The sequence below is a fragment of the Tropicimonas sp. TH_r6 genome, from assembly GCF_033101155.1.
Taxonomy (GTDB): domain Bacteria; phylum Pseudomonadota; class Alphaproteobacteria; order Rhodobacterales; family Rhodobacteraceae; genus Tropicimonas.
This window is the reverse complement of sequence record NZ_JAWMPX010000024.1, coordinates 15040-38253: the sequence shown is the minus strand read 5'-3', so window position 1 is coordinate 38253 and position 23214 is coordinate 15040. Positions and strand designations below refer to the sequence as shown.

Genomic DNA, 23214 nt, shown 5'->3' with positions numbered 1-23214 from the left:
TGTCCAGTGAATTGACAGTTTCTCTCATAAGTGTCGTGACCTAAAAATGTACTCTGGAAGTGTATTAAGTCAACGCGGGTCGTCGGGCCGGATTGACCGCACAGAAATGCGGGATCGTCCACGCTTGCCGACCACGCTGCTCAATAGTTCCAGAGTGTTCCGTCCTGCAGCCGCGCGACCGGCAGGCTGCCGGGTTCGTAACTGTAGCGCTGCGCCTCTTCCTCGTTGAAATCGACACCAAGTCCGGGAGCGTCGCTGACATGGAACAGGCCGTCCTCCAGCCGGTGTTCGGAGGGGAAGAGCGCGTCGCATTCGGGGGTGCCGAGGACGAGATACTCCTGGATGCCGAAATTCGGTGCCCAGACATTGAGATGGCCCTGCGCGGCCATGCAGAGCGGCGAATGGCTCGGCGCGCCGTGGAACCCCGTGCGGACATTGTGCATCCCGGCGAGATCGGTGATGCGGCGGGCATGTGTGATGCCACCGGCATGGGAGACGGCGACGCGGATGAAGTCGATCAACTCGTTCTCGATCAGCTTGTTGCAGTCCCAGATCGAGTTAAACACCTCGCCAATCGCAATCGGCACCGTCGAATGCTGTCGGACCAGCCGCAACGCATCCTGATCATCTGCGGGCGTCGGGTCCTCTAGCCAGTAGAGGCGGACCGGCTCGACCTCCTTGGCGAACTCCGCCGCCTCGCGGGGAAGAAGGCGGTGATGCACATCATGCAGGATCTTCAGGTCCGGCCCGAAGCGGGCGCGGATCTCTGCCAGCGCGCCGGGCATGTAGCGCATGTAGAGATCGGTGTCCCAGATCTCCTCATTCGGAATGATGCCGCTGAAATCGGTGATGTAATTGCGGTTCTTGCCCTTGCCTTCGGCCACGCCATAGCTCGCCGAGGGCATTCCGGGGATACCGCATTGCACGCGCACGGCCTTGTAGCCTTGCTCGATATAGAAGGAGATGGAGTCCATCAGGTCCTTCAGATCGGAGCCGGTGGCATGGGCATAGACCAGCGCACCCTCGCGGCTCTTGCCACCAAGGAGCTGATAAAGCGGCATATTCGCCAGCTTGGCCTTGATGTCCCAGAGCGCGACATCGACCGCGCCGAAGGCCAGCATCGCCAGCGGGCCACGGCGGAAATAGGCGCCACGATAGAAGAACTGCCAGATATCCTCGCTATTGCGCGGATCCTTCCCGATCAGGTTGGGGACGATATAGTCGCGCAGATAGGCGGCCGTCAGGGTCTCGCGGCCGTTGATGGTGGCGTCGCCGAGCCCGTAGATTCCCTGATCGGTCATGATCTTCAAGGTGACGTAATTCTTGCCGGGGCCGCCGACAAACACTTTGGCATCGGTAATCTTCATGGGGCGGGTCTCCGTCTCGAAGGGCAGGGTTGGTCGTGCAGGGCGCGCCGGCTGGCCGGTCCTCTTCAGTCAGTCCGTGGCCTGCACAAGGCCGGCAATATCTGTCCAGTTGTCATTCTTGCGGATCAGGTCGATGAGCTGCTGATATTGGCTGCCTTCCCGGAAGGTTGGATAAGCTTCGACGGCTTTTCCCTTGATATCAATGACGAATTTCTCCGCAAGGTAGTGCCAGCATTTCTCGGTCTCGCCCTCGACATCGGCGATGGACGCGGCAATCTCGGCCGGTACTGTCAGCGCTTCCCATTCCTTGCTCTCGCCGTAGAGATAGAGCTGGCCGCTGCCGTAATGACCCTTGATATAGATCGCGCCCTTGCTGCCATAGAAGACGATATGGTCTTCGTTGAAGCGCGGCACCAACCCGCCATGCTTGAACAGGACAGAGACCGGCTTTGCGGCCAGCGGACTCTCGATCTGTGCCATCACCGTGTAGGACCATTCGACATTGCTCTCGCCCCATTCGAGCGCGGGATCGTCGAGATCCTCGGGGATGAAGTTCCGCCGGGTCATGAAATTGTGCACGCCCTCGACGATCGGCGCGCGGCCGAGATCGTCCCGCACCTCGCCGATGATCGACAGCAGCCTGTCGCCGATCACGGAGGAGACGATGGAGAGCGTGTGGGTGAAGTTGTTGTTCAGCCGCCCGCCGCCATCTTCCTTGCGATGCGACCATCCGAAGGGGATGTTCCGCTCCAGGTTGAAATGCGAGATGCATTCGACCTCGGTCGGTTCGCCAATCGCGCCCGCCGCGACGAGCTGTTTCGCATGCAGGATGCTGGGCGTGTAGCGGAAGCTGGCGGCATAGGCGGTCTTCACGCCTTTCGCCCGGGCCAACTCATAAAGCTCGACGGCCGTTTCGCCGCTCTCGGTCATCGGCTTGTCGACGAAGACATGGCAGCCGGCCTCCAGAGCCTGCTTGATCGGCAGGTAATGCGCGCCCCCCGGTGTCGCGATGGAGACGATATCGGGGCGACAGGCGTCCAGAGCCGCCTGCCAGTCGGTGCCGGAATAGGGGATGGAGAGCCTCTCGGCCACCTCCGCGACGACATGCGGTGTGCGTCCGACCATGCCCACGACCTCTGCGCCGGCGCCGCGAAAGGCATCGGTATGCCCCTCACCGGCAAATCCTGTCCCGGCGATCAGGACGGTCGGCTTGCGCTCCCCCGGGACAGGGGCGGCATCTTGGGAGGGGGTGGTCGGCATCGAGGGGTTTCCTTGCGGTTCGAGTGGAGTCTGTGGAGAGCCCCCGCCCTGTGCGGGCGGGGGCGACAGCCTTGTGTCAGCCGCCATATTGGCGCGTATAGGCCGCGTTCATGACCTCGATCACCTGATCGTAGCCCATCTTGTTCACGGTCGCGATATAGGCGTCCCAGTCGGCTTCGATATCGCCGGTGCCGAGCACCCAGGCCTGTTGCCGCTCCAGCATGTACTGCTCGATCGACGGCCAGTACTTGTCATAGACGGCCTGCTCGTCCTTGTTGAAAGCAACGCCGAGGAACTGGTCGACCAGAAGATCGTGGGTGTCGTACAGCTCTATCCCGTCGCGGGCGGCCTGCGCCGTCCACTGCCATTCATAGCGATAGTCCTGCCAATAGCCCTTCTTGATCTGCGCGCCGAGTTCCCAGAGCTGACTGTTGACGGGGCGGTCGCTGTTCAGAACCTCGGGCTTGAAGACCGGTTCGCCATCGACCATGTCCCAGGTCTCGCCTTCGACACCGAAATTGGACAGCAGACGGCCCTTCTCGGTGAACCAGAAATCGAAATACTTGATCGTTTCGACCTGGTGCTTGTTGGACGTGCTGATCGCCCAGCCATCGGGTTTGACCGGGATGCGGCGATGCTCTTCCATCCGGACACCACTGACGGATGCGGGCGGCAGGAAGGGAACGAAGTTGAAGCCGTCGATCTCGTCGGAAAGCGCGGCATTGTAGCCGGAGGTGGAGGCGAACCAGTCATGGGTCAGCCCGCCGAGATCTTCCGACAGCAGGTATTCGCGCGCCGAGGTGCCACGGGTGAAGATTTCCGCGTCGACCAGCCCTTCGGCATACCATTTTGCAAGATTGGCCAGCCCGGTGCGATAGCCTTCCTGTGTGTAGGGATGCACGATTTGATTATCCGCCACCATGAAGTCATGCGCCGTGTCCGAACCGGAAGACCGGCCGTCCCAGAGCGTGACCATCCGGATCATCTCTTCCCAGTCGCGGGCGAAGAAGGGAACCTCGTCCTTGGTGCCGTTGCCGTTGGGATCCTGGTCGCGGAAGGCCACGAGCACCTCGTAGAGCTCGTCCACATTCTGCGGCCGGTCCAGCCCCAGCTTGTCCAGCCAGTCCTGGCGAATGAAAAAGGCGCGGCCGTATTTTCCGTCCGGCAGATAGGGGATGTAGTACATGTTGCCGTCATAGGCCGAGATCGACGCCTGCAGCTCGGGGCGCTCGTCGAAGAAAGCCTTGATGTTCGGCGCATGTTCCTCGATCAGATCGTTCAGCGGCACGAAGGCGCCCTGAGGGCCGAACTCGTTCACGGCCTGCTTGAACCGCTGGGCGCCGACGATATCCGGGAGGTTGCCGCTGGCGAGCAGCAGGTTCATCGCCTCGCCGGATTCCGTGGTGTTCTTGCCGACCGTCTTGTCGATCAGGTGGATATTGGTCAGTTCGCGCGCGGCCTGCTCGACCGGGTAATCCTCATCATAGCCGCGGGCGCGGTCCCAATGCATGTGGATCGTGAGCTCAAGCGGCTTGTCGACAATCTTGTAATCGTCTTCGGCCCAGGCCGGGGCCACCGTGGTCAGCGCCGACGTGGCGAGCGCAAGGGCCGTAAATCTCGTAAATCGCATGGTTACCTCCCAGTTTTGGTCTGCGATGTCGGGGGTCATTCCCGCACTCCTCCGTGCGGGGATGATTTCGTTGCAAAGCCGACGTCAGGTCGGCTCGGGCATTTCTATGAAGCCAAGCATGCGCTCGTCCCGGACCAGCAGGCTGATCTGGTGATCGAGATCGCCAATATGGGTCCGCAGCGCCGCTTCGGCACGTTCGGGATCACCGGCGCGGATCGCTTCGGCGATGGCTCGGTGTTCTTCCAGCACAGTCGGTACCCGCAGGATCCGGTTGAGCCGCCGGATATGCCGGGCGCGGTTGACGTCAAACTGCGTGCGTCGTGCGGTCGTCCAGGCATCAACATACCCCGCCATCACGAAAAGCTGCCGATGGAACGCCTCGTCGAGATCGAAGAACCTCTCGTAATCCTCGGATGCGAGCGCCTCTGTCTGGCGCGACAGGAGGGTTTCAAGCTCCTGCAGGCCGACTTGCAGCGCGATGCCGGACGCCGCGTTGCGCACCGCTCCGATCTCGAGATGCAGCCGGATAAAGCAGGCGGTCCTGTAGCGGTTGATCGAGATCTTGGTCACATAGGTGCCGCTTTGCGGAACAATTTTTACAAGTCGGATCTCGTCGAGTCGAATCATGGCCTCCCGCACAGGGGTCTTGCTGGCCTTCAGCGCGGCCGCGATTTCCTTTTCCGAGAGCCGTTGGCCGGGGCGTAGCCGGACCGAGACGATAAGCTCTCGCAGGATGTCGAAAATCTGGAAAGTGATATTCTTTTCAAGATCAAGGGTTGCGTCGGACAGGAGCTGCGTCACCGAGGCAGACCCGGAAAGATCTTCGGAAATGTGCTTGGATTGCGCCTGCATGACCTCTCCGCTGCTGAACTATAGGGGCGGAACAAACCGCACTGGATCAGTTGATATACCTGATTGGGCATATTGATATATCAATTCCCGCGGAAAGAAAGAGCAAATACAGACAACATTGCCAGCGCGACGAAACGGCCTCTCCACGCTGCCGCAGGATGGAAAGGCAGCAACTGATCGCCGCTTGACGCGGACGGCTCACCACATGGGTCAGTGAAGCGGGCGCTGTCAGGATATGCCCAACCGGCGACAACATCGTCCCGGGGCCACGCAGCTTACGACGCGCGTCGTATGTCCTCGGCGCCAACAAGGCGTGCAAGACGCCGGAGCTCGGCTTCCAGCCTCTCCTCCCGCGCCGCTGTCCAGCGAATGCCGGGCTCGGGCCAGAATTTCAGCACGTCTAGCCGTGCCGCGCGGCGATCTGCCTTGATTTCGATCCGACCGGTGAACCGCAGCCCCTCGAGGATCGGGTAGACATAATAGCCCCAGTGCCGCTTTGCCGCTGGGGTGAACATCTCGTTGCGATAATCGAAGCCGAAAAGGCGCTGCAGCCGGGCGCGGTCGCGGATCACCGGGTCGAACGGGTTGAGAATGCGCGCTCGGCTGCCGGGCGAGGGCAGAGCGGCCACTCGGTCCTCGATATCGGCTGGTGCAAGCGCGGGCAGCCAGTCGCCCTGCGCGGTTTCGATCTCGACTGCCCGCAAGCCGTCCTGCCCATCGACCCAGCCCAGCACCTCGACCCGGCCCACCGCGTCCCAGAAGCGCTGAATCTCGCCAGAGGTGGCGAAGCCGAGCCGGTCCAGGGCGGCGCCGCAGAGCCAGTCGATCTGGCGGGACTCGTCGAGGCGGGTTGCGCGCAAGTCGGCCGGGAAGACACGCTCTGCGAGGTCGTAATGCTTGGTGAAGTTCTTCCGATGACAGGTCGCCAGCTCGCCGCAATACCACATGTAATCCAAAGCCAGCTTGTGCGGCGGCCGCGCCCACATCTGGCCGGGATTGGCGGACTTGCTGTCAAAGGCCTTGGTCGAGAGCGCGCCTTCCGAGGCGATACGGGCCTTGATGGCGGCGCGGGCATCGGCGTCGGGCAGCCCTTTGAACCAGCCGGCGCGGTCGAGCTGTTCCTGTTTGCGGCGGAACTGGCGCCGCCACATCGGCAGGAATTCCATCGGCAGCACGGAGGCATCATGGGTGAAATGCTCGAAGACCTGCCGTGCGCGCAGCAGCCGGTCGAGCATCGGTTCGCGATAGCTCTGGTTGCGGCTCCACAGGATATGGTGATGAGCGCGGGAAACCGTCTGGATCGTGTCGAGCTGGACGAAGCCGAGCTGACGGATGATCTCCATCACCTCCGGCGCCGGACCGGGGGCGCGGACCAGCCCCTGCGTTCTCAGCCAGAGCGACCGGGCGGTGCGGTTGTCGAGACGCAGGGCAGGGGCGTTGGTTTGGGGCACAGGGGAGGCTCGGGATGTTGTTGAAGCTAGGCAGGCGTCGGATCAGAAAGGCCGGAAATGCCGGATTGGTCAACCGGGCGGTTGCGATTGACCTTGCTGGCGGAGTCGGCATGATCGCCCCATGCGCCTGCCGGCCCCTGGAGAGAAAAGTTGGATATTCGCCCCGTTCCCGCGCTGCCCGATGGCCCGTTTCGCTTCATCGCGCTCGATGTGGAGACAGCCTGCTCGGACAGTGCCAGCCTCTGCCAGATCGGCCTGGCCTGCGTCGCACCGGAGGGGCGGATTGCGGGGTGGTCCTGCCTGATCGATCCGGAGACTCGCTTTGACCGGTTCAACTCCGAGCTGCACGGGATCGATGCGCGGGCGGTGGCCGAGGCGCCCCGGTTTCCGGAGGCCTGGGAGGCGCTGCTGCCACTGCTTCGGGTCCACCATCTTGTCCAGCACAGCAATTTCGACCGCCGGGCCATCGAGGCGGCGTGCAAGGCCTATCGGCTGTCAGCGCCGGATCTGAGCTGGTCCGACAGCGTGAAGATCGCGCGACGGGCCTGGCCGGAATTCCGCGGCAATGGCGGGCACGGGTTGGGGCATCTCAAGACCGCGCTCGGGCTGGAGTTCGACCATCATGACGCGGGCGAAGATGCCCGGGCAGCAGCGGAGGTGGTGCTGAAGGCGGAGACGCGCCTCGGGCTAGGGTTCGAAGAGATCGCGGGCACGCGCGGCAAGGCGCAGATGTCTTTTCTGCTGGGGTGAACCTGTTTCATGTGTTCGGCCCGTGGGGAGGAGGGGGCTGCGAATTCGGGAGGAACGGCAGCACTCGGGTCGTTCTTTGCGGTCAGAGCCGCCGTTTGATGCGCGAGGCAAATGGTGCACCGAAAGCCGGGCCAGCGCCTGCCCGTGGGCTGGCGCTGCTGCGGTTGTGCTCACCACTTTATCCCGACCAGATCCGAAAAAGCTCAATACGTTGCGCTTGCCTCACCAAAGCGCCAGCCCGCCGGGACGGGCAGGCGCTGGCCCGGCGGCCTTCGGACTTGGTTCCGGGCCTCGGGCGCTTTGCTCCAACGTCCCTGGCCAGCTCGAAACGACCCGTACCGCCTCATTTCTTGCGCATAGCATCCCGCAAGGCTGCGCCAAACGCGCCGTCGTCGCCGCCGCCCTGACGCGGTGCGGGCTTGGTTTTCGGCCCGCCCTGAGGCTTTCCGCGAGGGTGTTTGCCCGGTTGCGGCCGCTCGCCGCCACGCGCATTGCCTGGTTTCGCATCCTTGCGCATCGACAGCCCGATCCGCTTGCGCGGGACATCGACCTCCATCACCCGAACCCGGACCACGTCACCGGCCTTCACGACCTCATGCGGATCCTTCACGAAGCGGTCCGCAAGCTGCGAGACATGAACGAGCCCGTCCTGGTGCACGCCGATATCGACGAAAGCGCCGAAGGCGGCGACATTGGTCACGGTGCCTTCGAGCGACATGCCCGGCTTGAGATCGGTGATCTGCTCGACCCCATCGGCAAAGCTGGCCGTCTTGAACTCGGGGCGCGGATCGCGACCCGGCTTGCCAAGCTCCGACAGGATGTCCTGCACCGTCGGTAAGCCGAAATCGCCGGTAACGAAATCTTCCGCCCGGAGCGTGTTCAGCCGTGCCTCATCGCCCATCACCGAGCGCAGATCCCGCCCGCAGGCCGCCACGATGCTGCGCGCAACATCATAGGCTTCGGGGTGCACGGAGGACGCGTCCAGCGGTTCCTTGCCGTCGCGAATGCGCAGGAAGCCCGCGCATTGCTCAAAGGCGCGGGGGCCGAGACGGGCCACTTTCAGCAGCGCCTTGCGCGAGGCAAAGGCACCATTCGCGTCCCGGTGCGACACGATATTCTCCGCCAGCACCGGCCCGAGCCCCGAGACCCGCGCCAGAAGCGGCGCCGAGGCCATGTTGAGATCGACCCCGACCGCGTTCACCGCATCCTCGACCACGCCGTCCAGCGCGCGCGCCAGCCGGAACTGGTCCACATCATGCTGGTACTGCCCGACGCCGATCGCCTTGGGCTCGATCTTGACCAGCTCGGCCAGCGGGTCCTGCAGGCGGCGCGCGATCGAGACGGCGCCCCGCAGGGACACGTCCAGCCCGGGGAATTCCTTCGCGGCCAATTCGGAGGCGGAATAGACCGAGGCGCCGGCCTCGGAGACCACGACCTTGGTCGGCTTGGGGGCCGGCAGGTCGCCCAGCAGTTCTGCCACCATCCGTTCGGTCTCGCGGCTCGCCGTGCCATTGCCGATGGCGATCAGATCGACCCCATGCGCCCGGATCAGCCGCGCCAGCGTTGCCTGCGATCCGCGCAGGTCATTCTTCGGCTGGAAGGGATAGATCGTGTCCGTGTCCAGCACCTTGCCGGTCGCATCCACCACGGCCACCTTGACGCCGGTGCGGATGCCGGGATCGAGCCCCAGCGTGGCCCGAGGTCCTGCCGGAGCTGCGAGCAGCAGGTCCTTGAGATTGCGCGCGAAAACGCGGATGGCCTCGTCCTGGGCCTGGCTGCGCATCTCGCCCATCAGGTCCAGCAGAAGGCTCAGAGAGAGCTTTGTCCGCCAGGCCCAGCCAGCGACCTTGCGCAACCATATGTCGCCCGCGCCTTCGCCATGCGTCTCCAGCGCGGCACAGACCATGGCCTCGACCTTCGGCAGATCCGTTTCCGGATCCGGGCCGATTTCCAGCCGCAGGATGCCCTCGTTGGAGCCGCGCAGCATGGCCAGCGCCCGGTGGCTCGGCACGTCGGCCCAAAGCTCGCGATGGTCGAAATAGTCGGAGAACTTGGCCCCCTTGGCCTCCTCGCCCTCATTGACACGCGATGTGAGATAGGCGCGTTCCTGCAGGAAGCTGCGCAGAAGGCCAATCAATTCCGCATTCTCCGCCAGTTCCTCGACAACGATGTCACGGGCGCCGTTCAATGCTGTCCTGGTGTCGGGGAGTTCCTCGCCGAGATAGCCCTCCGCCAGCGTTTCGGGCTGTGCGGCGCGGTCGGCCCGGATGGCCTCGACCAGCGCGCCGAGACCGCGCTCGCGGGCGATCATGGCGCGGGTGCGCCGCTTGGTCTTGTAGGGGAGATAGAGGTCTTCGAGGGTCGATTTCGTGTCCGCCTTGACGATTTTCGCCTCAAGATCGTCGGTCAGCTTGCCCTGTTCGCGGATCGTGTCGAGGATGGTCTTCCGCCGACCCTCCATCTCGGTGAGATAGGACAGCCGCTCCGAGAGATCGCGCAGTTGGGTGTCGTCCAGCCCGCCCGTCACTTCCTTGCGGTAACGCGCGATGAAGGGGACGGTTGCTCCTTCGTCCAGCAGGCCAACCGCGGCGGTGACCTGTTGGGGGCGGGCGCCGATCTCGGTTGCGATGGTGCGATTGATGCGGGCGGAAATCTCGGGAGTCATCTCTATCCGTCTGTCAGGTCAAACAAATTCCGTGCCCTCCGGTCTCCGAAGGGAAAGAAGCCCGGCGAAACGCCGGGCATCCTGCTCATGTCATGCGCCGCCTGGTGCGGATCAGAACGGGATCTCGTCATCGATATCGCCGCCGCCGCCGGAGGGCGCGCCTTGCCCGCCACCGAAGCCGCCGCCCGACTGGCCACCCCCGCCGCCGCCATAACCACCACGGTCTTCATAGCCGCCGCCACCGCCACCGCCGCCGCCCTGGCCACCGCCATAGCCGCCTTCACCGCCGCCACGGGCGTCGAGGAGGGTCAGTTCGCCCTTGTAGGGACGCAGGACGACCTCGGTCGAGTAGCGATCCTGCCCGGACTGGTCCTGCCATTTGCGGGTCTCGAGCTGGCCTTCAAGATAGACCTTGGAGCCCTTGCGCAGATATTGCTCGGCAATGCGGGCCAGCGGCTCGGAGAAGATGGCCACTGAGTGCCATTCCGTCTTTTCCCGGCGCTCGCCGGTATTGCGGTCCTTCCAGTTCTCGGAGGTTGCAATCCGAAGGTTGCAGACCTTGCCGCCATTCTGGAAGGTGCGCACTTCCGGGTCTCGACCCAGATTGCCCACCAGGATCACCTTGTTCACCGATCCCGCCATGCGGCTCTCCTTTTTCTTTCGGGCGCCCGGATGCGGCGCCGATTCCGGTTGGAGCCAGACGCTACACCAGCTTGTCTCGGGGCAAAACCGCCTATTTCCCGCAGGGCCGCGCTCGAGGCTGGCTTCGCCGGCGAATTTCCCTATACTGCGCGGCAATGATAAACGGTGCTGGGGCGATTTTTATGTGCGGGCGCGACGGGACAAGGCTGGTTGCCGCCATTCTGGCGGTGAGCGTTGCCACTTCGGGCGCGGCGCTTTCGGAGACCTCCGTCTCGTCCAAGGCGCGCACGAAGCTCTTCGCCTCCCAGACACGCCTGCTCGACCAGCGCGCATCCAAGCAATATTCCCATTCCACACGTCTGCAGCCGCCCTCGGCCAAGGCTGCTGTGTCGGCGGCCTCGATCCCGTCTTATGGCGGGCGCTACAGGGGGCCGTATCTGAAGGTCGCCAAGGATGCCGCGCGGCGTCATGGCGTGCCGGAAGACCTGTTCCTGCGGCTGGTGCAGCAGGAGAGCAACTGGAAGGTCAAGGCGAAGTCCCACAAGGGGGCGATCGGACTGGCGCAGCTCATGCCTGGCACCGCGGCCACTCTCGGGGTGGACCCCAACAAGCCCAGCGAAAATCTCGAAGGCGGGGCGCGTTATCTCAAGCAGATGTACAACAAGTTCGGCAACTGGCGGCTTGCGCTTGCGGCCTATAACGCGGGTCCTGCCGCGGTCGAGAAATATGGCGGGGTGCCACCCTATCGGGAAACCAAGAATTACGTGAAGAAGATCCTGGGAAGCTGAGCCAGCCCCGGGTGATGCCCGGACTGCCTGGTGTTGTCTTCGGGTCGGGAGGCCTTTGGCCGCGCGTGCCACGCCGGCACCATGAGCCCGTATATTTCAGCGTGTTGCACAAAGCTCAAAGTAAAAGCTCTCCGCGATGGAAACGTGTCTCGTCAGCTCCGCCGCGCGGCCATAGCCCAGACAATCACAAGGCCGGCGCAGAGCAGCACATTCATATTGGCGAAGGTCAGGCCGAGGAAAGAAAAGGCGATCTCGTCGCACAGGACCAGCCCGCCGTCGAAATCGGTGCTGAGCAGATCGGCGCCAGACAGGCCCGTGAGGTCGCCGGCACCGCCGGTGCAATCGGACGGTCCATCCCAGAGCTTGCGCTCCACACCGCTGTGATAGACGGAGAGGAGCATGGCGCCAAAGGAGATCAGCCCGCCAAGCGCCGGCAGGAGGCGCCCCGGGACATAAAGCGCCAGCAGCCCAACCGCGATCAGCACCCAATGCGGGTAGCGTTGCAGCAGGCACAGGTGGCAGGGCTCGATCCCGAAGACATGCTGAGACAGGTAGGCACCGGCGAGCGCCAGCGCGGAGGCCGCCACGGCCAGCCGGATCAGGAACACACGGTTCATAGGAATTTCACCAGATAGAAGCTGCCAAAGAGCAGCACGCAAAAGATGATTGTCAGTGTTCCGAGGCGCTTCTCGATAAAGTAGCGGATCGGTTCGCCATATTTCCACAGCAATGTCGCGACGAGGAAGAAGCGGCCGCCACGGGCGATGATCGAGGTCACCATGAACGTCCAGAACGGCATGCCGGTCCAGCCCGACATGATGGTGATGACCTTGTAGGGGAAGGGGGTCAGACCGGCGACCAGCACCGCCCAGAACCCGTAATCGTTGAAGCGCTCGTTGAAGGCTTCGATCTTGTCGGCCTTGCCGAGGCTTTCGAGGATCGGCTGACCGATCTGTTCGAAGGCGAACATGCCGATCGCGTACCCCAATATGCCGCCCAGAACCGAGGCCACCATCGCGACTCCGGCGATCAGGAAAGCGCGGCGCGGTGTGGCCAGGATCATCGGGATCATCAGCACATCCGGCGGGATGGGGAAGAAGGAGCTCTCGATGAAGGCAACGGCCGCAAGCGCCCAGAGGGCGTATTTTCCGGCGGCAAGAGAAATCGTCCAGTCATAAAGTCGACGTATCAATGGTCTTCATCCCGTTTGATCTTGTCCGCACACATCACGCGCGCGCCCTCGGGTCAAGCGGCAGGGAGGCGGAAGTGATGGCCTGGGTGGCGCGACGGTCTCATGCCGCCGCTCGCTTGCGCGCGTCAGGATTGACCGGTTTTGCCGCGTTTATCCGCCTGTCGAGCCGCAGATCGGGGGCCGCTCGCGCTCTGCGGTGGCGCGACGCGTCTTTCGGTTGCTGGCGGGCGCCCGGTAACATCTTGGCGAGCCCGCGCCGGGCGGGACGACATCCGCCATTCTCGCGACAACTCGCGGGTATCTGGGTCAGAATACCCATATCGATGCCGGGCGATCCGGGCGGGCGAGCGGCAGTGTCGCGGTGTCAGATGTCGAGCTCGACCCAGATCGGGACGTGATCGGAGGGCTTGGGCCGGTTGCGGATCTCCTTGTCGATCCGACAGTCGACGAGCCGGTCGGCGGCCTGCGGGGTCAACAGGAAATGGTCGATCCGTATGCCGTCATTCCGGTCCCAGGCGGCGGCCTGGTAGTCCCAGAACGTGTAATGTCCGGGACCGTGGCTGCGGGCGCGGAAGGCTTCGGTAAAGCCAAGATTGACGATCTCGCGAAAGGCGCGGCGGCTCTCGGGGCGTGCCAGCGCATCTTCCTGCCAGACCTCGGGCCGCGCGGCGTCCTCGTCGAGCGGGATGACATTGTAATCGCCGGCCATCAGCGCCGGTTCTTCCTGTTCCAACAGCAACTGCGCGCGCGCCTTCAGGCGTTCCATCCAGGCGAGCTTGTAGTCGTATTTCGGCCCGGGGCAGGGGTTGCCATTGGGCAGGTAGAGCCCGCAGAGCCGGATCGCGCCCGTCTCGCCAACCACGGTCGCCTCGATCCAGCGCGCCTGTTCATCCGCGTCGTCGCCGGGCAGGCCGCGCGTGACATCCTCCAGCGGCAGTTTGGACAGGATCGCCACGCCATTGAAGCTCTTCTGGCCATGGGTCTCGACATTGTAGCCACGCTCTTCGAAGAGCTCGCGCGGGAAGTTCTCGTCGACCGACTTGATCTCCTGCAGCAGCGCCACATCGGGCTGTGCCTCGTCCAGCCAGTCGCAGAGCGCAGGATGCCGGGCCTTGATGCCGTTGATGTTGAATGATGCGATCTTCATGGCGTGTTCCGTCCCGTCGGAGTCCTGTCGGGCTGTCTTTCCCGGGCTTTCAGAAAAGCCCGGGAAAGAGGCCGGGTCAATCAGCCGAACGCAGCGAGACCAGCTCGATATCGAAGACCAGGTCCTGGTCGGCCAGCGGGTGGTTGGCGTCGAGCTTGACGCTCTCCTCGGAGACCTCCCGAACCGTGAATTGCAAGACCTGTCCGTCAGGCGTCTGGGCCTGAAGCTGGCCACCGGGCTGCAGCTCGATATGGGCGGGGATCTCTTCGCGCGGGACGTCCTGAACGCGTTCGGGATCGGCCGCGCCATAGGCGTCGGCGCAAGGCACCTGGACGGTTTTCTCGTCGCCCACGGCCATTCCGGGCAGGGCTGCGTCGAGGCCGGTGATGATCTGGCCGGAGCCAACGGTGAATTCCAGCGGATCGCGCTCACGAGAGGAATCGAAAACCGAGCCATCTTTCAGGGTGCCGGTATAGTGAATGGTGACGGTATCGCCCGTCTTGACGGTGCTCATGGGAGCTTTCCAATCTGTCTTGATGGGATGGGTTATTCGGGGCGACCTGTCTGGCCGGTGCCCGGGCTCGGATCGCGACAGCATAGGGGCTTGGCCGGAGATGTAAACGCCCGCCGCCGGAGTGTGAAACGCTTCGTTTCGGGGCGGTTCGACGGACCGGTCAGACCGGCAATAACCACCTTCCCATGAAGCCACCTCATGATGCCAGCCAGGCGACCCAGCCGGTCCAGCGGGCGCAGCGACGACCGTCGCAGACAAGACCAACGCGGGGACCAGGCCGGTCTTTTTCGAGCCGCGCTCGGAAGGACCAGGAACCAGATGAGCGGACCTGTGAGCCGCCTCCGGGAACACCCCGGTTCATCGCATGGATTTGGGATAGCGGATGGACCCGCGCGGACCGTTTGCGCCCCCCGTCAGCGGAGCGAACGCCAGGTTTCGATCTCGATTCCGATCCGGGTCTGGACATCGGCCAGCTGATGCTGGATCCGCCGCCGGCAGTCCGGATCGCGCTCGTCCTTGAGATGTCCCTGCAGCAGCGTTGACTTCTGGTGAAGCATCACGACGAGCGGTTTCACATCGGCTTCCTGCAACAGTTTCTCGATGATCCCGGGCCGCCCCGGATCCAAGTCCAGCGGCTTGCCTTCTCCTTCGAGATGGTCGAACTCGCCTGCCTCGGCCTTGCGCTTGAGATAGAGGTCCAAAGTCAGGTTGAGCGGATGATGCATGTCCATGCCTTGCGATACCTTGTCGAGATAAGGACTCTCTTAACAATTGCAATTGTCCGGGTTTTCACTGTCCACCGGAAGAAAGGGATTCAGCTCCGCCGCGATTTCCCCTAGGCTTCGCGGAACGGCTGCGGAGGTACGGGTGCGGCGCAATCATATTCTTCTGCTCGCGGTGATCGTCCTTGCTCTCGTTGTGCCGTTCCTGACGGCCGAGAAGGCGTCCGAGGATCTTCTTGCGCTCTGGCTCGCCGCGATGTCTCTGTCTCAGGGGACTCCCGAGCTCGTTTATTCCAGCGGCGCGGTGCCCTTCACCATGCAGCCTCCGGAGGCCTGGATTCCGCTCGCGGAAGGGCTGGGTCACGAGGGGAACATCTTCCCCTATCTCTACCCGCCGCTCTGGGCCGCTTTGTTCGCACCGCTGACGGGCATGGTCTCCTTTGCCACGCTGGAGATCGCGGCGAGCCTGATCAATCCGCTCCTTCTGCTGGCCACGAGCTGGCTGGCATGGCGCGCCACGCGCAGCCGGCTGCCTTGCGTGGTCTTTCTGCTCATCGGGCAGGGGCTCTTTTATGCGACCCTTGTCGGCGGGATCGCGATCCTGCAGAACCAGCCGCAGATCCTCGTTGCGTGCCTCACCGTGCTCGCCGTCGAACGCGGGCGCTCCGGCGCGCAGATTACGGCGGGAGCGGTGCTGGCGCTTGCCGCGGCGATCAAGCTCTATCCGCTCCTCTTCGTGCCGATCCTGCTGGCGCGCGGGCAATATCGTGGTGTCGTGAGCCTCCTGCTGATCGGAGGGGCGCTCGGGCTCGGCTCTGTCGCGCTGGCCGGCTGGCCCCTGCACGCGGAGTTCCTCGAAGGCGTGGCCGCGATTTCGGCAACAGCGATCAGGATCCCGGCCAATTTCGGCGTGGATGCCCTTGTCACCAGCCTCCTGCCGCCGGGCAGCATGCAGGCGGTTCAAGCCGTTTCGTTTCCGCAGAGCGCTGGCAGCAACTGGTTCGTGATGGCCAAGCCGGACGGATGGTTGCTGGCCGGACGGGGGGGGATCCTGCTGGTGGTGCTGGCGCTTCCCCTTGTCGCGGCGCGGCTGCCAGAGGCCCGCGTCTGCGACACGCTCTGGCCGGTTGCCCTGATCATTGTTGCAATGCTGTCGCCCTTGGCCTGGTGCTATTATTACATCGCGCCCCTGGCTTTCGCGCCGGACCTTGTCGCGCGGATGGGCGCGCGGCGGGGCGGGGTCCTGCTCCTTGGGATCGCGCTCGCCATGTCCCGACTCGCCCTGATGGCCGGGCCGCATATCGGGGCGAACGCAGTATCCGCGCTTGCGGTCGCCGCCATGCTGACGCTGCTCGCAGGGTTCGTCCTGGCCCCACATCCCGAACCGGCAGGCGTGTCCCGCGCACCGACCTGAGCCGCAGGCCCGAGCATGTCCGAGTCTTGGAATCCGGCACCGGGAGGCGTCGCGCCCGGCAATTCGGAGACGCTCACCTGCGGTGTATGAGCCAACGTTCGAAGTCCCGCTGCGCGGATTCGAGCGTCTCGATATTGAGCGTGCGGGTCACCAGCGCGCGGTTCAGCGCCCGCACGCGCTTGTTCAGAGGCAGGACTTCCTCGGCCTCACCCTCGATCCCGAGCTTGTCATAGAGCGACAGAAGCCGATTCTGCACCGTGCGCAGCGACATGCCGCGCCGCTCGGCGATCAGCTTGTCCTGCAAGCCGATGGCGAGGTCCAGCAGCACCTCGTATTCGCTGTCATCAAGGGCTGTGCGCGGCGCCTGGGCCCGGTTCTGGAGCCGCCGTACTTCCCGGTCCACGACGATCTGTTCTTCGAACAGCACCGCCCGGAGCGCCAGTTTGAGCCGGTCGCGCGAGGCCGTCTTGAGCAGGTAGCCATAGGCGCTGTCCGCCGGCACCGTCGAGGCGATGCCGCGCAGATAGGCTTCGTCGGCGTAGTTCGACCAGAAGAGGATGCGCGTCTGCGGGCGTTCGGACCAGATCGTCCGCGCCGCTTCGATGCCGTTACGCTTCTCCATTTGAAGGTCCATCACCACCGCGCCGATCTGGGCGGTGCGCGCCGTCTTCTCACCTTCCTCGCCATTGGTCGCGTGGAAGATCTGGGTCACTTCCGGCACGGCTTCGACCAGCGCATCCTCGAGATAGGAGGCGTGGAACTGGTCATCCTCGACGATCAAGACCTTCATGCCGTTTCCTCCAGCGAGACCCGGACCGTTGTGCCCGCGCCGCCCGTGATGGTGAGCTCGGCCGCGATGAGGCGCGCCCGCGTGCGGATATGGACCAGCCCGGACTGGCGATCGGGATCGGTGGGGATGCCGCAGCCAGTGTCGCGGATTGAGATGGTCAGCTGCCCCGGGGGCTCGCGCTCGATGCTGACGATGATCTTGCCCGCGCCGGAATGCGCCGCCGCGTTGTTGATCGCTTCCTGGGCGATGCGGAACAGGGCAATGCGCACCGTGTGGTCGAGCCGGTCCACCGCGCCATCGGTGTGATCCTCGACCGCAAGCTCCACCGGCGCCGCGCCGACGGCGCGTTCAAGATGGACCCGCACGGCATGGGCGAAACCGAACAGCTCCAGAAGCGTCGGCACGGCGGTGTCGATGACGCGGCGCAGGTCGCCGATGATTTCGCCGATGCGCGTCGCGAGCACATCCCCCGGGGGTGTTGCGCGGTTTCCGCCGTCGATCTCGCGCAGAAGCCGTGTCAGGTCGGCCAGCGCCTGGTCGTGCAGGTCCATGCCGATGCGCTGCCGTTCCTGCTCCAGCGCGCGGGTCAGCTCCAACGCGTCGCGCCGCAGGCCTTCCTCCCGCGCCTGCGCCGCTTCGCCCGCCCGGGCCGCGCGCTGCGCCGTGACGGCGCTGTGCATGGCGTGAAAGGAGGGTGCGAGTACATTGGCCGCGTGCTGGGCAATGACGACGGTGTCGTGGTCATAGAGGCCGGCCGTGGAATGGGAGATGTTGAGCGCCCCGATCTGCTGCCCCATGACCTTCAGCGGCACATTCACCCGGCTGCGCAAGGTATGGTTGAAGATCGGCGCGGCGGTGGCGCCGGGAAAGATGTAGCGCGGATCCTGCGTCGCATCGTCGGTCAGCATGAAATCGCATTGGCTCAGGAGCAGGTCCCGGACCGGCGAGTAATTGACCCGCGTATGCTCGCGTGACCAGCGGGTGCGGATGCCCACCTCGTAGCTGGCAACCCAGCCGGGGCGGTCATAGAGGCAGATATCGGCATGGGTGAAGGGGACAAGCTCTGCGATCTCGTCGGCCACGGCATCGAGGGCGGAGGCGATGTCGATGCCTTCGGCGAGATGGGCCGCAATCCTCAGGAAAGGGTCTTCCGCGATCGGCGCTGTTTGCGCTTTCTGCATTCTCCCCATCCTCTCCTTTCGGGACTCGATCCGTGCACTCTTGCGTGTAACCGCAAGATCGCACGGGGAACTTCCGAAAGGAATACCTCAAGCCGCAGTCCGCTTGCGGGAACCCGCAAATGATCTGCGGGGCGCGTCCTTTACACCCACATTGCTCCATCTACCATCGCGCCTACCTGATCGGCGCTTCCGCCGGCGGGGCGGCGTTGAGGAGCGCCGGACGTCAGAGTGGTGCGCGGGAGGCGTGCCCAAGGAAAGTTGCATGCCGAAGGCGTGCAGGGAGGAAGTAACCGATGACCAAGTTTCTTCTTGGGGCCGCCGCGATTGCGTTGATGGCCGGGGCCGTTCAGGCCGAAGATACCTCCGACAAGCGCATCGCGCTGTCGAACAACTATGCCGGGAATTCCTGGCGCCAGGCCATGCTGCAGAGCTTCGAGGGTGTCGCCACCAAGGCGGTGGCCGATGGTGTTGTCGCCGCGGCGGATGCCTATACCACCTCGGAGAACCAGGCCACCGAGCAGGCCGCGCAGATCCAGAACATGATCCTGCAGGGCTATGACGCCATCGTCATGAACTCGGCCTCTCCGACCGCCCTCAACGGCGCGGTCAAGGAAGCCTGCGACGCGGGCATCACCGTGGTCAGCTTCGACGGCGTCGTCACCGAGCCCTGCGCCTGGCGCATCGCGGTGGACTTCAAGCAGATGGGCCGCGAGCAGGTCGACTATCTGGCCACCCGTATCCCCGATGGCGGCAAGCTTCTGGAGATCCGTGGTCTGGCCGGGGTTTTCGTCGATGACGAGATCAGCGCCGGGATCCATGAAGGCGTGGCCAAGCACGGCCAGTTCGAAATCGCCGGCTCCGTGCATGGCGACTGGGCGCAGGACGTCTCGCAAAAAGCTGTGGCCGGTATCCTGCCGTCGTTGCCCGAGATCGTCGGTGTCGTGACGCAAGGCGGCGACGGCTATGGTGCCGCGCAAGCCTTCAAGGCGGCTGGCCGCGACATGCCGCTGATCGTGCTGGGCAACCGGCAGGACGAGTTGAAATGGTGGTCCGAATCCCATGCCGACTCCGGCTACGAGACAATGTCGCTCTCGATCGCGCCGGGCGTTGCGTCGCTGGCCTTCTGGGTCGCGCAGCAGATCCTCTCGGGCGAAGAGGTCCCGAAAGACCTGACTGTGCCCTTCCTGACCATCACCCAGGACACTCTGGAAGAGTCGCTGGCAACAACGCCTGAAGGCTCCGTGGCCAACGTGGCCTATGGCATGGAAGACGCCAAGGAGGTCATCGCCTCGGCGAAATGAGTTCTCCCCCAGGCGCGGGCCGGGCGACCGGCCTGCGCCACTTTCAACGAAAGACGAGGCGCGCATGAGCGAGCATGAAAGCGCCCCCATCGTGACACTGACCGACGCTGCCAAACATTTTGGCCCGGTGCGTGCGCTTGACGGGGTGAGCCTGTCTGTCCGGCCCGGGGATTGCCTCGGGCTTGTCGGACATAACGGGGCCGGAAAATCGACGCTGGTCTATCTTGTCAATGGTGGCTTCGCTCCGAGCGCGGGCGAAATCGCCTTTCCCGGCGCGGCCAATGCCGCCGAGGCCGGGGTGCGCTCTGTCTTTCAGGAGTTGTCGCTCTGTCCCAATCTCACGGTGGCGGAGAACCTGCGGATCTCCAATCGCGGATTGACCGGGATCGGCTGGCGCCGCCCGGCCCGCAAGGTGATCACCGAAAGTCTTGACCGGATCTTCCCCGGCCACGGCATCGACCCGGATGCCGAGGTCGACACGCTGCCCATCGCCGAGAGGCAGATGGTCGAGATCGCCATCGGCTTCGCCCCGCGCGGGACAGAGGCGCGTCTGGTCATCCTCGACGAGCCGACCTCCTCGCTCGATGCCGGCATCGCCGAGCAACTTCTCACGCATATCAAGAGCTTCTGCGCCTCAGGCGGCGCGGTGATCTTTATCTCCCACATGCTGGGCGAGGTTTTCCAGGTCGCGTCGCGCATCATCGTTCTCAAGGATGGCCGGATCGTCGCCGAGCGCCCGACAGCGGAGTTCTCCCGTCAGGGGCTGGTCGAGGCGATGGGCCATGTCGCCGCCGAAGGCACCGGGCAGGCGGCGGAGGCCGTGCGCCACACCGGCGAGATCGTGATCCGGACCGAGCAAGGGCTGACCGCCCGCGCCGGCGAGATTGTCGGTCTCTCCGGCCTGGCCGGGCACGGTCAGGCGCAGGCGCTGGCCAAGCTCTTTCTCTCGCAGAGCTCGAACTGGCGCGCCGGGCATGATCCCAAATCCGTCTTCGTGGCCGGCGACCGGCCGCGCGACGGTATCCTGCCGCTCTGGTCGATCCTGAAGAACATGTCGATATCCTTCCTGCGCCAGATCGAACGCTGGGGCGTTGTCGACCGTGCCGCCGAGCGCGCCATGACCGAGGAATGGAAAAAGCGGATCGGCATTCGCACCGATGATGTGACCAACCCCGTGCTCTCGCTTTCGGGCGGCAACCAGCAGAAAGTGCTCTTTGCCCGCGCCCTGGCCTCGACCGCGCCGGTGGTGATCATGGACGACCCGATGCGCGGCGTCGATGTCGGCACCAAGCAGGATGTCTATGCGATGATCCGCGACGAGGCCACGCGGGGCCGCACCTTCCTGTGGTATTCGACCGAGACCGAGGAGGTCTGCCAATGCGACAGGGTCTTCGTCTTCCGCAATGGCGAGATCAGTGCGGAGCTGACGCCACCGAACATCACCGAGGAGCGCATTCTTGAGGCGTCCTTCCACATGCAGGAGGCGTCATGAGCTTCTTTTCCCGCTATCGCATCCTTCTGCCGGTGATCTCGCTGGCCGTCCTGCTCGCCGCGACCTTCTACATGCAGCCGCGCGCGATGAGCTATTTCGGCCTGAACCTGCTCTTCAACCTCGCGGTTCCGATCGCGCTGGCCACGATCGCGCAGATGATGATCCTCATGGTCAACGATATCGACCTCTCCATTGGTGCTTTTGTCAGCCTCGTTGCCTGTGTCACGGCGACCTTCCTCAATGACGCGCCGCTGCTCGGGCTTCTGATCCTTGCCGCGCTGATCCTCGCTTATGCGGCGATGGGGGCGGTGATCGACGCGCTGGATCTGCCGGCCATCGTGGTCACGCTGGGCATGTCCTTTGTCTGGGGCGGGCTTGCACTCTTTATCCTGCCTTCGCCGGGCGGGGCCGCGCCGGGCTGGTTGCGCACGCTGATGACGGTGAAGCCACCCTTCATGCCTATGGCGGTCGTCGCCGCGATCCTGATCGCTTTCGTCACGCATATGCTGATCATCCGCTCCGGCTTCGGCACCGTGCTGCGCGGGGTTGGCGGCAATGCGCGCGCCATCTCCCGCGCCGGTCTCTCGGTGACGCGGCTCAAGGCCTGGGCCTATGGGCTGGCCGGGCTGTTCGGGGTGTTGGCCGGGATGGCGCTGGTCGGGCTGACCACCGCGGCGGATGCCAATATCGCGCTGCGCTACACGCTCCTTTCCATCGCCGGTGTCATCCTCGGCGGCGGCGAGTTCACAGGCGGCAAGGTCTCGCCCACGGGCGCCGTGATCGGCGCGCTGACGCTGACGCTGGCCGCCTCCTTCCTCAGCTTCCTGCGCCTTTCGCCCGATTGGCAGATCGGCTCGCAAGGGGCGATCCTGATCCTCGTGCTGACCGCGCGCCTGGTCTTCAGTCGGAAAGGAGACGCCGCATGAGCTCGTCTTCCGCGTCCCGCAGCCCCCTCGCGGTGCTGATTTCCCGCCCCTGGATCTGGTCCTGGGCTGCCGCTGCGCTGGCCTTTGCGGCCACGCTGGGGCTGACCTCCGGGCGTGGCGGGGGCGAGCTGGCCTATGCCGCGCTCAGCTTTGGTGCCTTCGCCGCCATTGTTGGCATGGGACAGATGCTCGTCATCACGCTTGGTCCCGGCAATATCGATCTCTCCGTGCCCGCCACCATGACCCTTGCCGCCACATTGGCGCTGCGCGCTATGGGCTCGGAGCCGGGCACCGCCTTCTATGGGCTGGCCATCGCGCTGGCAGTCGGATTTTGCGTCGGCATCGCCAATTTCGCGCTGATTTTCCTGCTGCGCCTGCCGCCGATCATCGCCACGCTGGCGGCCTCGCTGATCTACCAGTCCATTGCCATCTGGTCGAACCGGGGGCTGCGGATCAAGCCGCCCGAGGGGCTGGCCGAGTTCGCCACGGGCCGTTTCCTCGGCGTGCCGAACATCGCCTGGATCGGGCTGCTTCTGGCCATTCTCGTCTGGGTGTTGCTGGAGCGGCTGACCTGGGGGCGTTGGCTGCTGGCCACGGGCCAGAACCAGCGCGCGGCGCGACTTGCCGGGGTGCCGGTCGAGGCCGTGCGCGCCGCGACCTATGTCACCGTCGCGCTCTTCGCCTCGCTGGCCGGGTATCTCCTGGCGAGCTTCTCGGGCGGGGCCGCGCTCAACATGGGCACGGAATACCTGCTGATGTCCATTGCCGTGGTGGTGATCGGCGGTTGCTCGGTGGCGGGGGGCGATTCCAACGTGCCCGGCGTCTGGGGCGCGGCGCTTTTCATGTTCCTCGTCGTCTCGATGCTCAACAGCTACGGCACCGGCGCCGGCGTGCGCAATGTCCTGACCGGGACCATCATCATCGCCATCGTCATCGCCGCGAGCACGCGGAGAAACCGCCAGTAATCGTCGGGCTCCGGCATCGCGACACCCGGGACCAGCGCTGTTGCGCTGGTCCCTTTGCATCCGTCGGACAGGCCGGGAGAGTTCCGGATGACCTTTGGGAAGGTTTTCTGCTAGACTGTTTCGATCAGGCTTTTTCCATTCGCCATTTTTTATCGAGCGCGCCTG

At 64.4% G+C, this 23214-nt stretch carries 21 protein-coding genes; 7 read left to right on the top strand and 14 right to left on the bottom strand.

Going from position 1 to position 23214, the window contains the following annotated elements; all coding sequences use genetic code 11:
- Positions 1 to 140: 140 nt before the first annotated feature.
- The 5 genes from manD to R3X27_RS19270 form a co-directional block, all read right to left on the bottom strand.
- Complete coding sequence (gene manD, locus R3X27_RS19290; RefSeq protein ID WP_317710521.1) at positions 141 to 1367, bottom strand: D-mannonate dehydratase ManD; 1227 nt, start codon at positions 1365 to 1367, stop codon at positions 141 to 143.
- A 69-nt stretch (positions 1368 to 1436) separates the two neighbouring features.
- Positions 1437 to 2627: a Gfo/Idh/MocA family oxidoreductase gene (locus tag R3X27_RS19285; protein WP_317710520.1), complete on the bottom strand. Its 1191-nt coding sequence runs from the start codon at positions 2625 to 2627 to the stop codon at positions 1437 to 1439.
- 76 nt (positions 2628 to 2703) lie between these two features.
- Entirely contained in the window at positions 2704 to 4257 is a 1554-nt protein-coding gene (locus R3X27_RS19280) for an extracellular solute-binding protein (protein ID WP_317710519.1), read from the bottom strand.
- A gap of 84 nt (positions 4258 to 4341) precedes the next feature.
- Positions 4342 to 5109, bottom strand: a complete 768-nt coding sequence (locus R3X27_RS19275; RefSeq protein WP_317710518.1) for a GntR family transcriptional regulator — start codon at positions 5107 to 5109, stop codon at positions 4342 to 4344.
- Positions 5110 to 5384: 275 nt separating this feature from the next.
- A complete protein-coding gene (locus R3X27_RS19270) occupies positions 5385 to 6560 on the bottom strand; it encodes a winged helix-turn-helix domain-containing protein (protein WP_317710517.1) in 1176 nt (391 codons plus the stop codon).
- Between the two features lie 150 nt (positions 6561 to 6710).
- On the opposite strand from R3X27_RS19270, the gene R3X27_RS19265 reads away from it, so the two are divergent.
- Positions 6711 to 7310 carry an exonuclease domain-containing protein gene (locus R3X27_RS19265; protein ID WP_317710516.1) on the top strand — a complete coding sequence of 200 codons (600 nt, stop codon included), beginning with the start codon at positions 6711 to 6713 and terminating at the stop codon, positions 7308 to 7310.
- Positions 7311 to 7653: 343 nt separating this feature from the next.
- Here the strand turns inward: R3X27_RS19265 and R3X27_RS19260 are convergent, their stop codons facing one another.
- Positions 7654 to 9975, bottom strand: coding sequence for a Tex family protein (locus R3X27_RS19260; protein ID WP_317710515.1), 2322 nt, complete (start codon positions 9973 to 9975; stop codon positions 7654 to 7656).
- Between the two features lie 111 nt (positions 9976 to 10086).
- Positions 10087 to 10617 carry a single-stranded DNA-binding protein gene (gene ssb / locus R3X27_RS19255; protein ID WP_317710514.1) on the bottom strand — a complete coding sequence of 177 codons (531 nt, stop codon included), beginning with the start codon at positions 10615 to 10617 and terminating at the stop codon, positions 10087 to 10089.
- 182 nt (positions 10618 to 10799) lie between these two features.
- On the opposite strand from ssb, the gene R3X27_RS19250 reads away from it, so the two are divergent.
- The gene (locus R3X27_RS19250) at positions 10800 to 11405 is read left to right on the top strand and encodes a lytic transglycosylase domain-containing protein (RefSeq protein ID WP_317710513.1); all 606 of its coding nucleotides are present in this window, start codon (positions 10800 to 10802) and stop codon (positions 11403 to 11405) included.
- Positions 11406 to 11557: 152 nt separating this feature from the next.
- Here R3X27_RS19250 and R3X27_RS19245 read toward each other — a convergent pair whose 3' ends face one another.
- The 5 genes from R3X27_RS19245 to R3X27_RS19225 form a co-directional block, all read right to left on the bottom strand.
- Complete coding sequence (locus R3X27_RS19245; protein WP_317710512.1) at positions 11558 to 12022, bottom strand: disulfide bond formation protein B; 465 nt, start codon at positions 12020 to 12022, stop codon at positions 11558 to 11560.
- A complete protein-coding gene (locus tag R3X27_RS19240) occupies positions 12019 to 12597 on the bottom strand; it encodes a YqaA family protein (protein ID WP_317710511.1) in 579 nt (192 codons plus the stop codon). The genes R3X27_RS19245 and R3X27_RS19240 overlap by 4 nt, the downstream gene beginning before the upstream one ends.
- A 364-nt stretch (positions 12598 to 12961) precedes the next feature.
- Positions 12962 to 13744, bottom strand: a complete 783-nt coding sequence (xth, locus tag R3X27_RS19235; protein ID WP_317710510.1) for an exodeoxyribonuclease III — start codon at positions 13742 to 13744, stop codon at positions 12962 to 12964.
- A gap of 76 nt (positions 13745 to 13820) precedes the next feature.
- Positions 13821 to 14258 (bottom strand): peptidylprolyl isomerase, encoded by a 438-nt coding sequence (locus R3X27_RS19230; RefSeq protein WP_317710509.1) that lies wholly within the window; start codon positions 14256 to 14258, stop codon positions 13821 to 13823.
- 413 nt (positions 14259 to 14671) lie between these two features.
- On the bottom strand, positions 14672 to 14989 hold the full coding sequence (locus tag R3X27_RS19225; RefSeq protein WP_317710508.1) for a hypothetical protein: 318 nt from the start codon (positions 14987 to 14989) through the stop codon (positions 14672 to 14674).
- 136 nt (positions 14990 to 15125) lie between these two features.
- Here R3X27_RS19225 and R3X27_RS19220 point away from each other — a divergent pair, with 136 nt between their 5' ends.
- Positions 15126 to 16394 carry a glycosyltransferase family 87 protein gene (locus R3X27_RS19220; RefSeq protein ID WP_317710507.1) on the top strand — a complete coding sequence of 423 codons (1269 nt, stop codon included), beginning with the start codon at positions 15126 to 15128 and terminating at the stop codon, positions 16392 to 16394.
- A gap of 73 nt (positions 16395 to 16467) precedes the next feature.
- On the opposite strand, the gene R3X27_RS19215 is transcribed toward R3X27_RS19220, so the two are convergent.
- Positions 16468 to 17184: a response regulator transcription factor gene (locus tag R3X27_RS19215; protein WP_317710506.1), complete on the bottom strand. Its 717-nt coding sequence runs from the start codon at positions 17182 to 17184 to the stop codon at positions 16468 to 16470.
- Positions 17181 to 18365 (bottom strand): GAF domain-containing sensor histidine kinase, encoded by a 1185-nt coding sequence (locus R3X27_RS19210; protein WP_317710505.1) that lies wholly within the window; start codon positions 18363 to 18365, stop codon positions 17181 to 17183. The genes R3X27_RS19215 and R3X27_RS19210 overlap by 4 nt, the downstream gene beginning before the upstream one ends.
- A 293-nt stretch (positions 18366 to 18658) precedes the next feature.
- Between R3X27_RS19210 and R3X27_RS19205 the strand changes: the two genes are divergently transcribed.
- From R3X27_RS19205 to R3X27_RS19190, 4 genes are all read left to right on the top strand, one after another.
- Positions 18659 to 19666, top strand: coding sequence for an ABC transporter substrate-binding protein (locus R3X27_RS19205; protein ID WP_317710504.1), 1008 nt, complete (start codon positions 18659 to 18661; stop codon positions 19664 to 19666).
- A gap of 64 nt (positions 19667 to 19730) precedes the next feature.
- Complete coding sequence (locus R3X27_RS19200) at positions 19731 to 21158, top strand: sugar ABC transporter ATP-binding protein (RefSeq protein ID WP_317710503.1); 1428 nt, start codon at positions 19731 to 19733, stop codon at positions 21156 to 21158.
- A complete protein-coding gene (locus tag R3X27_RS19195) occupies positions 21155 to 22084 on the top strand; it encodes an ABC transporter permease (protein ID WP_317710502.1) in 930 nt (309 codons plus the stop codon). Before R3X27_RS19200 ends, R3X27_RS19195 begins: the two co-directional genes overlap by 4 nt.
- The gene (locus R3X27_RS19190; protein ID WP_317710501.1) at positions 22081 to 23049 is read left to right on the top strand and encodes an ABC transporter permease; all 969 of its coding nucleotides are present in this window, start codon (positions 22081 to 22083) and stop codon (positions 23047 to 23049) included. The genes R3X27_RS19195 and R3X27_RS19190 overlap by 4 nt, the downstream gene beginning before the upstream one ends.
- Positions 23050 to 23214: the final 165 nt, after the last annotated feature.

Coding starts and splice junctions, on each gene's coding strand:
- manD (WP_317710521.1), bottom strand. CDS start 1,367: ATGAAGATTACCGATGCCAAAGTGTTTGTCGGCGGCCCCGGCAAGAAT.
- R3X27_RS19285 (WP_317710520.1), bottom strand. CDS start 2,627: ATGCCGACCACCCCCTCCCAAGATGCCGCCCCTGTCCCGGGGGAGCGC.
- R3X27_RS19280 (WP_317710519.1), bottom strand. CDS start 4,257: ATGCGATTTACGAGATTTACGGCCCTTGCGCTCGCCACGTCGGCGCTG.
- R3X27_RS19275 (WP_317710518.1), bottom strand. CDS start 5,109: ATGCAGGCGCAATCCAAGCACATTTCCGAAGATCTTTCCGGGTCTGCC.
- R3X27_RS19260 (WP_317710515.1), bottom strand. CDS start 9,975: ATGACTCCCGAGATTTCCGCCCGCATCAATCGCACCATCGCAACCGAG.
- ssb (WP_317710514.1), bottom strand. CDS start 10,617: ATGGCGGGATCGGTGAACAAGGTGATCCTGGTGGGCAATCTGGGTCGA.
- R3X27_RS19250 (WP_317710513.1), top strand. CDS start 10,800: ATGTGCGGGCGCGACGGGACAAGGCTGGTTGCCGCCATTCTGGCGGTG.
- R3X27_RS19245 (WP_317710512.1), bottom strand. CDS start 12,022: ATGAACCGTGTGTTCCTGATCCGGCTGGCCGTGGCGGCCTCCGCGCTG.
- xth (WP_317710510.1), bottom strand. CDS start 13,744: ATGAAGATCGCATCATTCAACATCAACGGCATCAAGGCCCGGCATCCT.
- R3X27_RS19230 (WP_317710509.1), bottom strand. CDS start 14,258: ATGAGCACCGTCAAGACGGGCGATACCGTCACCATTCACTATACCGGC.
- R3X27_RS19225 (WP_317710508.1), bottom strand. CDS start 14,989: ATGGACATGCATCATCCGCTCAACCTGACTTTGGACCTCTATCTCAAG.
- R3X27_RS19215 (WP_317710506.1), bottom strand. CDS start 17,184: ATGAAGGTCTTGATCGTCGAGGATGACCAGTTCCACGCCTCCTATCTC.
- R3X27_RS19210 (WP_317710505.1), bottom strand. CDS start 18,365: ATGCAGAAAGCGCAAACAGCGCCGATCGCGGAAGACCCTTTCCTGAGG.
- R3X27_RS19205 (WP_317710504.1), top strand. CDS start 18,659: ATGACCAAGTTTCTTCTTGGGGCCGCCGCGATTGCGTTGATGGCCGGG.
- R3X27_RS19200 (WP_317710503.1), top strand. CDS start 19,731: ATGAGCGAGCATGAAAGCGCCCCCATCGTGACACTGACCGACGCTGCC.
- R3X27_RS19195 (WP_317710502.1), top strand. CDS start 21,155: ATGAGCTTCTTTTCCCGCTATCGCATCCTTCTGCCGGTGATCTCGCTG.
- R3X27_RS19190 (WP_317710501.1), top strand. CDS start 22,081: ATGAGCTCGTCTTCCGCGTCCCGCAGCCCCCTCGCGGTGCTGATTTCC.